The sequence below is a fragment of the Paenibacillus sp. alder61 genome, from assembly GCF_020179875.1.
Lineage (GTDB): Bacteria > Bacillota > Bacilli > Paenibacillales > Paenibacillaceae > Fontibacillus > Fontibacillus faecis.
Genome location: NZ_JAIUDG010000010.1, coordinates 161913 through 175397 on the forward strand (window position 1 = coordinate 161913; position 13485 = coordinate 175397).

11 protein-coding genes are annotated in these 13485 nt (G+C 52.7%); 4 read left to right on the forward strand and 7 right to left on the reverse strand.

Annotated features, from left to right (window positions below):
* Window positions 1-188: 188 nt before the first annotated feature.
* Together LBW89_RS12555 and LBW89_RS12560 are read left to right on the forward strand one after the other, a co-directional pair.
* Window positions 189-893 carry an N-acetylmannosamine-6-phosphate 2-epimerase gene (locus LBW89_RS12555; RefSeq protein WP_225039250.1) on the forward strand — a complete coding sequence of 235 codons (705 nt, stop codon included), beginning with the start codon at window positions 189-191 and terminating at the stop codon, window positions 891-893.
* Window positions 890-1828 (forward strand): ROK family protein, encoded by a 939-nt coding sequence (locus LBW89_RS12560; protein ID WP_225039251.1) that lies wholly within the window; start codon window positions 890-892, stop codon window positions 1826-1828. The genes LBW89_RS12555 and LBW89_RS12560 overlap by 4 nt, the downstream gene beginning before the upstream one ends.
* Window positions 1829-1874: 46 nt before the next feature.
* On the opposite strand, the gene LBW89_RS12565 is transcribed toward LBW89_RS12560, so the two are convergent.
* Together LBW89_RS12565 and LBW89_RS12570 are read right to left on the reverse strand one after the other, a co-directional pair.
* Window positions 1875-2525: a DUF1266 domain-containing protein gene (locus LBW89_RS12565; RefSeq protein WP_170287050.1), complete on the reverse strand. Its 651-nt coding sequence runs from the start codon at window positions 2523-2525 to the stop codon at window positions 1875-1877.
* 1 nt (window position 2526) lies between these two features.
* Window positions 2527-4506: a J domain-containing protein gene (locus tag LBW89_RS12570; RefSeq protein WP_225039252.1), complete on the reverse strand. Its 1980-nt coding sequence runs from the start codon at window positions 4504-4506 to the stop codon at window positions 2527-2529.
* Window positions 4507-5409: 903 nt separating this feature from the next.
* Between LBW89_RS12570 and LBW89_RS12575 the strand changes: the two genes are divergently transcribed.
* Together LBW89_RS12575 and LBW89_RS12580 are read left to right on the forward strand one after the other, a co-directional pair.
* The gene (locus tag LBW89_RS12575) at window positions 5410-7386 is read left to right on the forward strand and encodes a J domain-containing protein (RefSeq protein WP_148451024.1); all 1977 of its coding nucleotides are present in this window, start codon (window positions 5410-5412) and stop codon (window positions 7384-7386) included.
* A gap of 28 nt (window positions 7387-7414) precedes the next feature.
* On the forward strand, window positions 7415-8056 hold the full coding sequence (locus LBW89_RS12580; protein ID WP_148451025.1) for a DUF1266 domain-containing protein: 642 nt from the start codon (window positions 7415-7417) through the stop codon (window positions 8054-8056).
* 55 nt (window positions 8057-8111) lie between these two features.
* Here LBW89_RS12580 and LBW89_RS12585 read toward each other — a convergent pair whose 3' ends face one another.
* The 5 genes from LBW89_RS12585 to LBW89_RS12605 all read right to left on the reverse strand — a co-directional run bounded on the left by LBW89_RS12585 (window position 8112) and on the right by LBW89_RS12605 (window position 13473).
* The gene (locus LBW89_RS12585; protein ID WP_148451026.1) at window positions 8112-8936 is read right to left on the reverse strand and encodes a tetratricopeptide repeat protein; all 825 of its coding nucleotides are present in this window, start codon (window positions 8934-8936) and stop codon (window positions 8112-8114) included.
* Between the two features lie 41 nt (window positions 8937-8977).
* The gene (locus LBW89_RS12590) at window positions 8978-9166 is read right to left on the reverse strand and encodes a hypothetical protein (RefSeq protein ID WP_148451027.1); all 189 of its coding nucleotides are present in this window, start codon (window positions 9164-9166) and stop codon (window positions 8978-8980) included.
* 39 nt (window positions 9167-9205) lie between these two features.
* Window positions 9206-10306, reverse strand: a complete 1101-nt coding sequence (locus LBW89_RS12595; protein ID WP_148451028.1) for a hypothetical protein — start codon at window positions 10304-10306, stop codon at window positions 9206-9208.
* A gap of 588 nt (window positions 10307-10894) precedes the next feature.
* Window positions 10895-12154 carry a diaminobutyrate--2-oxoglutarate transaminase gene (ectB, locus tag LBW89_RS12600; protein ID WP_148451029.1) on the reverse strand — a complete coding sequence of 420 codons (1260 nt, stop codon included), beginning with the start codon at window positions 12152-12154 and terminating at the stop codon, window positions 10895-10897.
* A gap of 38 nt (window positions 12155-12192) precedes the next feature.
* The gene (locus tag LBW89_RS12605) at window positions 12193-13473 is read right to left on the reverse strand and encodes an MFS transporter (RefSeq protein ID WP_148451031.1); all 1281 of its coding nucleotides are present in this window, start codon (window positions 13471-13473) and stop codon (window positions 12193-12195) included.
* Window positions 13474-13485: the final 12 nt, after the last annotated feature.

The window sequence follows — 13485 nt, forward strand, 5'->3', positions numbered from 1 at the left end:
TTCTTGTGTACTAAACTAGCAGAACAAAATCGTCTTGTAAATGATTTTGTTTATTTTTTTCTAAATATCCGTAAAATACGAAAATTATTTTCTTTACATGTAAGGTATATGTTTTTATACTGGGAAATAGCTACATGTATGCGTTTTATTTTTTTCGGAATTCAAGTAAAGGAGCCAGGGAACGGAGTATGGAGAAACTACTGGAGCAGTTGAAAGGACAGCTGATCGTATCCTGTCAAGCCTATCCCGGCGAGGCGCTGTACGGCAGCCATATCATGGCGGCCATGGCCAACGCCGCCAAGGACGGAGGGGCAGCGGCCATCCGGGCCAACTCGCCGCAGGATGTGACGGCGATTAAAGAAGGGTGCGGCCTGCCGGTCATCGGGATCTGGAAGCGGAGCTATCCGGGCTCGGACGTCTACATTACGCCCTGCCTGTCCGATGCGGAGCTGATTTTTGCAGCCGGCGCCGACATCGTCGCCGTGGATGCCACGGGGCGGGAACGGCCCGGAGGGGAAACGCTGGAAGGGCTGGTGTCCGGCATCCGGAGGCAGCCGGGCCGGCTCCTGATGGCCGATGTTTCGACCGTGGAAGAAGGGATCGCCGCGGCCGCGCTCGGCTTCGATCTAATCTCCACGACGCTGTCCGGCTATACGCCTTACAGCCCGAAGAGCGACGGGCCGGACTTCCGGCTGATGGCGGAACTGGCCGCCGCTGTGCGGGTTCCGGTCATCGCCGAGGGCCGGATCCACTCCCCCGGGGAGGCCGCCGAAGCCTTCCGGGCCGGGGCCTACGCCGTTGTCGTCGGCACGGCGATCACCCGCCCGCACACGTTGACGGAACAGTTCGCCCGCGCCATACGGGGGGCCGGATCGGCCCGTGACGGCCGATGAACCGGACGCGCGGAGCGATCGGCATCGATCTCGGCGGCACCGGCATCAAGTCGGCGCTGATCGGCACGGACGGCGGCGTCCGGCACTTCCGCACCGTGCCGACGGAGGCGGCGCAGGGCAGAGACGCCCTCCTGGCGAAGCTGTCCGGCCTGATCGCGGAGCACCGCCGGACCGCCGCGCAGGAGGGAATGGAGCTGCTGGGCGTCGGCGTCGGGACGGCCGGGACGGTCGATGCGTCCGGCGCGGTCGCCTATGCGACGGAGCATCTGCCCGGCTGGACGGGCACGCCGCTGCGCGAACGGCTTGAACGGGAGACCGGCCTTCCGGTCGCGGTGATGAACGACGTGCACGCCATCGCGCGGGGAGAACAATGGATGGGGGCCGCGCAGGGACTCCCGAGCTTCGTATGCGTCGCCCTCGGCACGGGAATTGGAGGCTGTATCGTGAGGGACGGCGCCATGTTTCCGGGGGACGACGGGTATGCGGGCGGCTTCGGCCACCATATCGTCGCTATGGACGGCCTCCCCTGCACCTGCGGCAACCGCGGCTGCTGGGAGAACTACGCCTCCGTAACCGGGCTTAAAACGTTGATGCGCGAACAAGAAGCTCCGGACCTCTGGATCCGGGACCCGAGACAGCTGTTCGCGGAAGCCCGGTCGGGGAACGGGCAGGCGCTCGATCTGGTCGGCCGGTATGCGGAGCGGATCGCGGTGGGCCTCGCCAATCTGGCGCACACGCTCAACACCCGCCGTTTTCTGCTGGCGGGAGCCATTACCGCCCAGGGCGATTTCCTGCTGGAGCGAATCGGCGGGCACCTCCGCCGGATCGTGATGCCCGTCTATTGGGGCGACGGGATTTCCCTTCACGCCGCCGAGTTGGGTGAGCACGCGGGCGTGGTCGGCGCGGCGTCCGCCGTGGCGGGCATGAAAGATTAAGTAAAAACAAGCTGACGGGGCCGTAGCCTGTCAGCTTGTTTTTTGACTAATGATGCAGTTTCACTTGAACCAGCGGGCTGTCCTGGACCGTCAGCAGCCTCCTCAACCGCCCCTGTGCATCCCTCACGTAATAAGCCGGATCATCGATGGCATAAAACTCCAAGCCGACGGCAAAGCTCATGCAGTAGTCGTACCAATCCCCGTACCGCGTTCTGGCGAGCTTTACGGCCTGCCCCACATAGTTCCAGGCTTCCTCGCCGGTCAGCCATTTCAATTGTTCCGCCATCAGCGATTTGAGCACAATGAACGAACAATCATATCCCGTTAATCCGCCGGCAGGCATCCGGCGCAAATAGTGGTTCACGACCGACATTTTGTGCCGGATGAGCGGGTCCGAACCCGATGCGATACGGCGGCCGCGTTCCGCTTCGGGAAGCAGGATCAACTCCTGATACATATTATCAAACTCTTCGCGGAGACCTACGGACATCTGCCATTCGAGATGCTGTTTCAATTGCTCCGGCGTGTCGATATGGTGCTGCTCGGACAGGATCCTTTTATTTTTGATGGTGCCGAGATACATTTTCTCGGGATGCGCAATATAATATTCCGCATTGGGCCCCATATTGATGAAGGAAAGCATGGCATGCGCCAACGGCTTCCATTTCTTGCGCATTTCTTCAACGGTTGGCGTCATACTATGCGTTCCCCCTCTCTGTGTCTCCGTCATACAACAGGAACCGTTTGTTTCGGATAATGTTCTTGATAAGCCGGACATAAAGCAAAAATAAGGCCACGATATAGAACCACGCGATCACGGGAACATTCCGGTGCAAATCGTTGCCTTTCAAGCCGTCCCTAATGTTGACGTAAAAATCCCTCGAGGACAAGGTGCCGTAGTTTCCCTGTTTGGCCCAACTGTCCTTGAACGCTTTTAATGCGGGAGAAGATATCTCCCTGACAATGCCTTCCGCCTCGATCGAGCCGCTTTCGAAAATCTGCTTGCTCTGCTTGTAATCGGTAAGCAGGATGACGGACATACCTCCTATCCGTCCTCGGCAGATATAACCGGTTAACCGGTCGAACAAGTCTCTTTGCTCGGCTTCTTTTTGAGCCATATAGGAAATCAGGTTGTTGCCGTCCCCGTCCTTCTCCTTCAGTTCCAGCTCCAATGTACCGGTGTAAAACGCTTTGTCCATGTTCAGCAGCACCGGGCTTCCCGGAGGCAGTTGCTCCAACTCGTCCGCCGTTAAAACCAAAGGCGCCTCGGGAGGATGGACCCACTGGTTCACATAAGTCCACACCGGCATTTGCACATGTTTATTCCAAGTGATGGCCAATAAAATATGCAATACCGCGATCAACGCCAGGCTCATCCACTTCATGAGCAGCAGTTGGCCGAATCTGCGAACCGTCCTGGCCGGGGAATGCTTCCCCCATTCGCGTTGAATCCGCCGCATTTGGCTCCGCCGCTCTTTGTTCGATTTGGGAAGGCCGTGGACATATCCATCTAGTTTAGCCAGATTTACAATGGCCTCCATGTCATTCTCGCGAAGCTCCAGCATCAGCATATAGAACTGCCTTGCCCGCTCCGGCTCGTTCAAACGCATACAGCACTGCCCGGATAAAGATAATACCTCCGGATCGCGGGGTCTGAGCTGACGCAGCCGGTCCAATTCCTCCCGCGCCTCCGCCGAGCGATCCATCTCCAGGAGAAGCCCCGCCCGGATCATGCGTATTTCCTCGTCCTCGGGAAAAATCCCCAGAATCCGGTCGCAAGCCGACAACGCCTTCCCCCAGTCTTCAACCTGCCGGAAAAACTCAATTTGCAAACAAAGGATCTGCGTATCTTTGTCAAAAATATCAAGCGCTTTTTCCAAGGCCCACCGTGCATCCTCCATCTTGTGATCCTGCATGGCCAGGGCGAAATCTTCGCGGTAGAGCAGGTAGGCCTCGTGGTCCTCCACCTCCTCAGCCGCAAGCAGATCGGCATAACCGAGTTTCGCCGCGAGCGAGCCTCTAAACATATAGTCGGAAACTTTGGGATATTGCTCCCGAAAACCGGCGGGGTCCAGCCCCATCCGCTCTTTGATTCCAAAAGTGCCGTCAAGCAAGGCCCATACTTCGCCGGAGAGAAAATAATGTTCCTCCAGATACTCCAGCACCTCGTCCGCCAACCGGCCCTGGCTGCCCAACTGCCAAAGCACATCGCTGTTCAACAGCCCGGTCCACAGCGAAAGATCGAACCTGGACGGGAAGTTCCGGTACAAATCGTCCAGCGCATCCATGAACTCTTCAACGAGTTCCGCAGGCGACTTTTTGGGCAGCCGATCCTCCGGTTCCCAGCGAAGTTTCGGCAGAGCCCGGGAAAGCGGCGATGTCAGGAGATCCTCCTCCGTTTCTTCCCCTGATCCGTACTCATCTTCTGTATCTTCCGAGTCTCCCCAGTTGTCCTCCCCATCGTCTTCCTCGTTATCGTCCGTAAATCCGATGCCGTCCTCCATCCCGGAAAGGCCTTGTTTGGCGAGCTTCATCGCCTCGTCGAACGCTTCACGCAGGCGTTGATAGCCTTCCGGATCATCCTCGGGATGATGCTTTTTCAGCAACCGGGCGTAAGCTCTGCGGATCTGCTTCTCGTCCTCCGTCGGACGAAGATCCAGAATTGTCCAAATATTCAAGCTGTAGCCCACCACCTGATGTTATATTTTTGATTCTCTCTTGATGAATAGCTAGTTTTATTATCGACAAGGAGCCCTTGGGTTTTAATGCCTGCCATCCGTTGCTCTCCGGCGGAGGGATGCCTAATTAACAATCCTGAAATGGGCCTCCGATAAATGTATTAATAGTAACTTTCTAGGTTGAACTATTGATTTGCCTATTAGGCAGGTGGGTATGGGGATTCTTTTCGCACTCCTGGTATACAGCTCATGGTTTGGTCAAATTAAAGGGAATTCTTCCCGTTAATTCGGTGCCTATACGGTTGCGGAGGCGATTTAGCTGGAAAACCTCCCGCTAATCCGCTTGAAATAATGCATATCGGCCATTCGGCCACAAAATAGATGGAGCTTTTCCCGTTAAATCTTGCTCAAGAGCCAAAAGCGGTACATTAGCGGGAGATTTTCCCGTTATATCTAGACGCCCCATCAGACAACCTTGGTTTGCGTAGAATTTCTGCACATCTACAACTCTTGAGCAACACCTTTCTATTCGACGGAGCCCTTTTTCCCTTTGAAAGCTAATAGATGAATCGTGATAAGAGCTTTTTACGCCGCTATTTTGTCGAATTCGCCTTAATTCTGGGAAATAGCCGCTTTTAAGGGTCTTATTTTAGGAAAAAGAGAGCCAAAACCTGATTATTGGACCCCGAGGCAGAAAATAAGGCCTTTTTTGACCGCTATTTTCTCGGTTAAAGCGAATCTGGCCGAAATAACGGCCCAAAAGGCCGCTATTGCAGCAACCGCGAGGGTCTAGGGAAATTGTCGATGCTGGTGACGTATTTGCCGAAACCGTATCACATTGACCAGCGCCAATTCTTTAGTTCAACCTATCTAGATTTCGTTTGGAAGGTGGATCGCTTTTAGATGACCATTTGGGAACGGTTGGGACTCCCCCCAACGACGGATATGAAAGCCATTAAGCGCGCGTATGCCCGGCAGCTTAAAGTATACCACCCGGAGGATGATCCCGCCGGATATCAAGCCTTGCGGGAAGCTTTTGACGCCGCCGTGGGGTATGCGAAAAAAGGAGCGCCGCTTGAAACTGCGCAGAACGATGAAGATTGGGTAAATGCGGAAATGGAAACGGAAACGGAGCCTACCCGGGAGACAGATCTTGTCCTCCCAAGAATACGCCTGATGAACCCGGAGGCATACCCGGAACCCAACTCAAATCGGGAACCGGACCTTGTCCTCCCAAAAATACGCCTGATGAACCCGGAGGCATACCCGGAACCCAACTCGAATCGGGAGCCGGACCTTGTCCTCCCAAAAATACGAGTGATGGAAATGCCTCCCGTCGCCGAAACCGATCCGGCCGAAGCGAATCTTCGGGCTGTCGCGGAATGGATCGATCGCGCGGCCGCCCTATACGATGACTTCCCTGCGCGGATATCGGCAGTGAAGTGGGAGGAGCTTCTTCATTCCGAAACCGTGTGGAATCTGGACACCGCCCCCGTTGTCAGCGCACAGTTATTATCGCTTTTACAGACGCGCCGCTATCTGCCGACCGAAGTCTGGCAAATACTCGAAAAGAGTTTCGGCTGGCTCCGCATCATGGAAGCATCGGACGAGTACGACCCTGACCTCCATGCCGATTCCTTTCTGCTTTTTTACCAAAGGCAGCTTCAATCGGGGTTCCGTTTCGATTCCCTGCTCCGGACGGAAAATGTCGAGATAGACCGGTTTTTGGAACTTCGGGATCTCGGGCACCAAGCTCTGGTCATGGACCATATCCCGCAAGCTGAACAATATCTGCAAAGCGCCTATGCCCTTTTTGCCGATGATCCTGACCTGCTCAGGCTGCTGGGGGAATGTTGTTTTCGCAAAAACTACTACAAGAAAGCGTTGGATTACTTCAACCGGTTGATTGAGATCATGCCTGACGAAATCGACGGATATTGGTATCGTGCCAAATTGCTGCACTATAAACGGGACTATGCTCCATTGCTGGAGGAATGTAAATCGATCCTTGCCCGCTGGCCGGATCATGAGCAAGCCCGTCTGCTAATGGCGCACGCCTTCCTGGCACTCGGCAAAAAAGTGGAAGGAATCTCCTTGGTCCAAAGAATGGCGGAAGTCCATCATCCCGCATCCGGAACTCAATCGATTCCGAATCGGACCAAATGGAGGCGATTCGTTAATCGCAAAATAGTAACCGGTTTTGTCTTAGCACTGACGGCCCACTTGCTTCTGATCGGACTGCTCATATCGTCTTGGAACACGGCCAACGCCAGAATACCGATAAGTGTAAAAGATCTCCAGGCTCCGAACCTTATAAGCGAACAAAGATATGTCGAACTGCCCAATCTGGATTTAAAAAAATTGGAGGTGGGGGAGTATGTCTTAAACGAACAACGCGTTTTCGAATACAAACCCTATGCTTTTCTTCGTTTCGATCAATACGGTGATCCCGAGCGCTACATCTATCTTGGGGAAATTTCGGGAATGCCGATCATTTTCTTATCCGAGACACCGCTTGAGCTTGCAAAGGAAAAACGCAAAACGCCATTAAGAGGATACCTGTATCCAAGCAATCCCGAATTGGGCTTGGCGGTCGCCCAAAGTCTCCAGTGGGAGTCTCTTTATTCTTCCGACGACGCGATAGGGAGACTGGCAGCTTACTCGCGAAGCCTGAACAATCTCGATGCCAAAGCGGCTGAAGAGCTTGCGCCTTCCGAGCTTGCCCCCTTCGTCGAAACGTATTTCGAGGTCAGGGGACCGATAGTCGAAACGCCCTATAACAGACAATTCGTCTTCCAGCTTGGCATCCTGGTTTTTCTCGGGATTCTCGGCGTATACAAAACGGTATTCGAATACATAAGAATTCGACGGATTCGATGATAAATTTACGAAAGGAGTATACTGAAGGATGCTAAGGCAATGGGACAGATTGTCATTTTATGATTCTATGACTTATACGCTGTTTAATACCGGGCTTTCTTTTAGTGAAGGGATAGGTAGCTATCGCCATATCCAAACCTGTCCTTCTCAAGCGATCACCGACTTCATGCTCCTTCATGGCATTAAAAATGAAGAAACCTTCGATCACTTTCTGAACTGGCTGCACCATAAGGGTTATCGGCATGAATTTAACAACTATGCCCGGCTGCTTTCCGCTCTATCTCATCCTGCACGACAACAATATATGGAAACGACGGGGGAAGAACATAAAAATAAGTCCAGGCTGTATTGTGTCCGAACCTTCATGGATGTATTGGCTCCCTCCCAGATCGCTGCCTATGACTATGCACTAATGGTAGCCTTGTTTCGGATGGGCGTCCGTGTCAAATTCATGACTCGAAAAGCCGCTCGTTCCTTCAGCGTTCAATTCGCTGAGGTTGTGCAAAAAATGTATGTGAGCTGGAGCGAATTCCATGCCGCATGTATCGCCGGCGCCTACTTCGCCAATTCCCCGGCCGACCCGGCGTCGCTCACCAGCCAATACTCTCTGGATTTGCTTATAGCAACCCGCCATACTCCGCTGATCGAATGGGATCATAAGCTAAATTGAAATCGATTGGCGGCCGAAAAAGCGACTGCCTCTTTCGGGGCAGCCGCTGAATAATTTACTGATATCCCTTAAGTTCGGGATGCCTAATGTAAAACAGTTCTTTATAATTAAGCTTTCCTTGCTCCGGCTGGTAATCCAACCCGAAAACTTGTATGTTCATTTTTACATTTTCTACGTACTTATCTACGTCTTCCTCAAAAGTTTCTACATCTATTTCGGGAATGATTCGATAAATGATGAATTCGGTATGATAATGTTCCTCCATCTCCTGATATTCCTCATACAATCGAATGCCTTCTGGAGTTGCGGGTTTATTCGGCAGGCGCTTGTTGCCGGTGTAATATTTTTGGGCCAACGGGTGCATCGCGGCGATCGACTCGGATATCTTTTTTGATGAGAGCGTCCCGCCCTTCTTTAATTCTTCCTTAACTTGTTCCCACTTGGCATCCAACTCCAGCATATTTCCGTAGAACTCCTTGATTTGCCTGGCCTCAAGAACTCCCATCAGTTTCTGGTAACTCTCGTTCGGTGTATGGGGCGCCAGTTCCTTGGCGCTTTCAAATAGCCCCAGGGCTTCATCCAAATGATTCTTCCTAGCCGCCGCATTGCCTTCCCGGATCAGCTCGGCGGTCAAAGCCATAATTTTCTCGGCCTGCTCCTTCTTATCCCGGGCTTCCAGGTTTTCCGGGTCCTTGCGAAGAACCTCGGCATACACCTCGACCGCCTGTTCAAAATCCCCCACACGCACAAGACTGTCGCCTTGCACAATCGATCCATCCTCTTCAATGCGACTGTGAGGCTTGTGATTACTCGGGAAAAAAACGAGCAGAAAAAAGAACCCCACCAGATAAACGATAGCCCAGTGCCATTTCATTTTCATACCCTTGACGAGTCTCCTTCAACTTTGCATAAATTTCCGACTTATTTCCGCCGCTGCTTCGTCATCCGCATGTACATCACGATAGCCGCAATCATCATGGCGATAAAACCGATGTCTTTGGCCATCGCGGGCGCCAGACCGAACAGCAAGCACAGATTGGTTACGAGCGAATTGGTCAGCAAAGCCACCAGAATCAGCATCACCGGTCGCCAAACATTGTATCCTCTCAAATGAACGCCCCCTGAAATGATGATTTAAAAACTATTATATCATGAGGAACCGCCCGCCACCTTTTCCCCCGCGGACATATCGGTAATCGTCCACCTTCCGCCGTTCCCGTCCCCCGTCTTGGCCAATTCGAAAATGGTCTCCTTCTGCTTTCCGCTCTTGTCTGTCCACACCAGCGTAGCGGTTGCGGACTTACCGCTTCCGCCTTCCTTGACCTTCAAAGCGCTCCCTTCCTCTTCTAGGCCCAAGATCAAGCTCTGCATAGTGCCGTCATCCACTTGAGGCACGTTCTTCCCGGGATGCACGCCGCAGTACCGGCATAGTTCCGCCCGGCGCGAAATAACATTCTGCGGCAGTTTTTCGTCGATCTTGCCCAGCGCCAAATACTCCTCTACAACTTCCTCCGGGCTCGCCGGGTAATCGGGCAATTGGACGGACGTATCGGTATGTACGAATTCCCCTTGTTGGAGCGTATAAGTTCTGGTTACTTCATAGTAAAATACGTCGTAACTATAGCGGCGCTGCTCATATCGGTCGAATCTGCCGTTATTGTCGGTGTCCAGCAAAACGTCCTCGCCCGCACCGGTTGCCGAAGCGCTATATACGGGATTTTCTAAACGGTCGCCCGCCAACTCGAATAGGTTGAAGCCGGTCATACTGTCCCAATTGGTAAGTCCCAGGTAAATCATAGGGTTGTCGCGTCCATCCAATTGAATGAGCTTGATGTCGTCGACAGCGTAACCGCCCGAATTCAGATTGTCCCCCAACTGGACAATTTGGCCGTCCCGGTTTTTGAGGACATAGATGTCTGTCAAATCGTCGTTGGAAGGACCGTAAGCCACCACCGCCTCCTCCAGCCCATCCCGGTCCAGATCCTCTTTTTCAAAAAAGAATAATTTCCGATCTTCCCCAAGCGCCTTCTCTTTCTCTGTCATGAATTTTTTAAACAGCGGGGTGGTGTCCGGCTCGTTCGCTCCATCCTTGGCTTTCGCCTCGTTCGTCATAGACGCCGCCGTCCTCTGCACCGGTTCTACGTTCGCCTGAGCGCCGGCGTTCGCATTTTGGCCCGGAGCCGCTTTGGAGCAGCCGACCAAAGCGGTCAGAACCAAAATGGAAACCACCCGCCCGAATTTTGTCATCATCGTATGTACCTCTCCTGTCCTGTCTGCCTTGCCAAACTTGCCTCCTCCTCTGTTTTAACAGATTTTCCCGGTTCATGCCATAAAAACTGGTTCAGCCGTCGCACCCGGCTTACCACCAACGTCACATACAATCATAAGCGTGCGTTTATTACTAGTCCCGCTTCAGACAACCTTGATAATATAGAATTCCTGCATATGTGCATGTTTTTTTCTCGTTCGGGGCCAAAATTTTAAAATTCCTGCGATTCTGCAGGAATTTTCGACGAAACCGGCTCGATTCTCTAAAATCGCTAGAAATGCCTGCAGATTTGCATCTTTTTTCGCATTCCCTCGGGAATCGGCCTAAAACACCTGCAGATTTGCATTTTTTTGGAATTGGAAGTTTGGAAGCACTCCAGGCGCCTCTTTGGATGTGACATATCACTTCGATTAGCCATTAAGCTACCTTTTCCTTTCGTTATACATAGCAGCTTGAATACTCCTACTATAACGAACCCATCAGGTGGTTTTTGTTTCGCACGCTTCGCGTGCTCAACTGGCTAAAGGCATTAAAAAAACCGGGGTCCTGTGAACCCCGGCTCTCGTTGTTTAAACGCTATACGAGTAACAAACCTTGCTGATCGACTCCTTAATCGTCTCGCACCCGCGCTTCAGATTGTCCATACTGATCGTCAGCGGAGGCATAATCTTGATCACCGTATCATTCCGGCCGGCTCTTTCCAGGATGAGGCCGTTCTTAAAGCAATTTCTGGCGATCTCCCCCGCCGCCTCCTCGCCCAGCACGGCGACGTCGATTCCCCAAATCAGCCCGATGCCGCGGATATGAAGTCCAGGGCCCAGCGGTTCGATTTCATTTTTCAAATATTGGGCGACAAAGGCCTCTTTCTCCCGAACCTGCTCCCCGAGTCTCTCCGCCGCTCTGAATTCCAGGGCGGCTTTGGCCGTCACGAAGGCCAATTGATTGCCCCGGAAAGTACCGTTGTGTTCTCCCGGGCTCCAAATATCCAGCTCCGGTCTGATCAACAGCAACGACATCGGCAGTCCGTACCCGCTGATCGATTTGGACAAAATGACGATATCGGGTACGATTCCCGCACGTTCGAAGGAGAAGAACGGGCCGGTTCTGCCGCAGCCGACTTGAATATCATCGACAATCATCAGAATGTCGTGGTCGTCGCAAAACTGGCGCAGGTTTTGGAGCCATTCGATTCCGGCCACGTTGATCCCGCCCTCCGCCTGAACGGTTTCCAGAATAACCGCCGCCGGTTTGGCGGTCCCGGAATGCGTATCCGTCAGAAGCCGCTCCATGTAACGGATCGTATCCAGGCCTTCCACCGAAGCCTCGTATGGAATAAAAGTGACGTGGCTGAGCGGAAGTCCCGCACTTTCGCGCATCGAATTGCTGCTGGTGATGGACAGGCTCCCCAGGGACATCCCGTGGAATCCGCCCATAAAGGCAAAGACACCGGTTCTGCCTTTGACCTTTCGGGCCAGTTTCAATGCGGCCTCGACCGCATTCGTCCCCGTCGGGCCGCAAAATTGCAGCTTATAGTCCAGGGCTCGCGGTTGGAGAATATGCTCCGAGAACGCGAGGATAAAGTCTTCCTTTGCCTTGGTATACATATCGAGTCCGTGCATAATCCGGTCTTGGGAGACATACTCCAAGATTTGGGCTTTCATATACTCGTTGTTATGGCCGTAATTGAGTGCGCCCGCTCCCGCAAAGAAATCGATATAGCTCTCCCCCGTCTCCGAATACAAGTGATCGCCTTTCGCTTTATCAAAGATGACCGGGAAGCTTCTGCAATAAGACCTAACGTTGGACTCCAGGATTTCGAATGCTTTCATTTTTCATTCCTCCTCGGCTTTTTCCGTTCTATAACATGTCAGGCTTCGTGTGCTTCCACAACTCTAATCGGTTCCGGTTCCTTGCCTTGGGTAAAAAACTCCCTCAAGTCCCGGTTGCGGTGCGCCAAAATGCCGACCGCAAGCATTCCGATACCCGATATCACCGTAATATAGTACCAGTCCACGATCTCCAGAAGTGCTCCGTAAACCCACATACCGACGGGCACAGCGATCGTCGTCACCGTGCTCACTACCCCTAAAATACTGGCCCTGATTCGCTCCGGGATGTAAAGCTGGACGTAAGAGAGCATGGGGATATTTCCCATCGTGTTCAGAGCTCCGGTTAACGACAGGACGATCATAAAACCGGCCATAAGCAGCGCGGTCGCGCTCTTCTCAAAAATCGACCATTCCGGAAACATCCACAGGATGATCATTAAAGCTTGGCACTGGATAAGAATGAATATTTTGTTGGTGATAAACCGGTTTACCGCCGGCAGCGACACGAGAATGGCTCCAATAATCACACCGACCGCCAGAGCCGCTTCGATAAAGGATAACTGCTGCGGAGTCATATCCAGCGCCTGATAAACGATAAACGGCAGGATCAGGGAAACCGCAGGACCGATTACAAAGTTGATAAAGACGAAAATCATCAGCAAATACTTGATCGCGGCGCGCTGCCGGATATATCCGTAAACCTCCTTCAAGCTTTCGAAATAAGGCTTGGGCTCCTCGCCCTCGACTTTGCGGGACGAGAACCGCAGCATCAAATTAAGAAACCCGGATAGAATGAACGCGGCCCCCTCGATCAAAAAAATCCGCTCCAACCCGAATTGACTGTAAGCCGCCGCCCCCAGCACCGGCCCTAATATCCCGATTAGGGCACTGATGCTTTGCGTGCTGGAGTTGACCGTCGCCACCCGCTCAGGGGCCACGATATTCGGAATGGACGAGTTAATCGTCAGGGTAAAAAGCGCTTGGAGGGCGCTTAGGATCACGGCGTAAACAACGAACAGCCAAATGCTGTCATGATAAAAATGAAACATGAACATAAGCAGCAGAATAGAAATTCCGCACAGGAAATCGGAAATGACCAATATCCGTTTTTTGCTGCGGCTGCGGTCGACGAGCACACCTGCGACCATATTGACGATGATGCCGGGAATATAGGTAAAACTCAATACAAGCGCGAACATACTTGATGATCCGGTGAGATCTAAAATGTACAGACTTAGCGCAAAGCGAAAAATGGATGTCCCCAGCTCAGTAATGAGCCTGCTGAGACTGAAGATTACAATGTTTTTGGAGTCTCTCATATGGTTAACACC

What these genes read in the sequence shown, in the direction of transcription:
- LBW89_RS12605 (WP_148451031.1), bottom strand. Translation starts at nt 13,473, where the DNA reads ATGAGAGACTCCAAAAACATTGTAATCTTCAGTCTCAGCAGGCTCATT.
- ectB (WP_148451029.1), bottom strand. Translation starts at nt 12,154, where the DNA reads ATGAAAGCATTCGAAATCCTGGAGTCCAACGTTAGGTCTTATTGCAGA.
- LBW89_RS12580 (WP_148451025.1), top strand. Translation starts at nt 7,415, where the DNA reads ATGCTAAGGCAATGGGACAGATTGTCATTTTATGATTCTATGACTTAT.
- LBW89_RS12585 (WP_148451026.1), bottom strand. Translation starts at nt 8,936, where the DNA reads ATGAAAATGAAATGGCACTGGGCTATCGTTTATCTGGTGGGGTTCTTT.
- LBW89_RS12555 (WP_225039250.1), top strand. Translation starts at nt 189, where the DNA reads ATGGAGAAACTACTGGAGCAGTTGAAAGGACAGCTGATCGTATCCTGT.
- LBW89_RS12595 (WP_148451028.1), bottom strand. Translation starts at nt 10,306, where the DNA reads ATGATGACAAAATTCGGGCGGGTGGTTTCCATTTTGGTTCTGACCGCT.
- LBW89_RS12560 (WP_225039251.1), top strand. Translation starts at nt 890, where the DNA reads ATGAACCGGACGCGCGGAGCGATCGGCATCGATCTCGGCGGCACCGGC.
- LBW89_RS12565 (WP_170287050.1), bottom strand. Translation starts at nt 2,525, where the DNA reads ATGACGCCAACCGTTGAAGAAATGCGCAAGAAATGGAAGCCGTTGGCG.
- LBW89_RS12575 (WP_148451024.1), top strand. Translation starts at nt 5,410, where the DNA reads ATGACCATTTGGGAACGGTTGGGACTCCCCCCAACGACGGATATGAAA.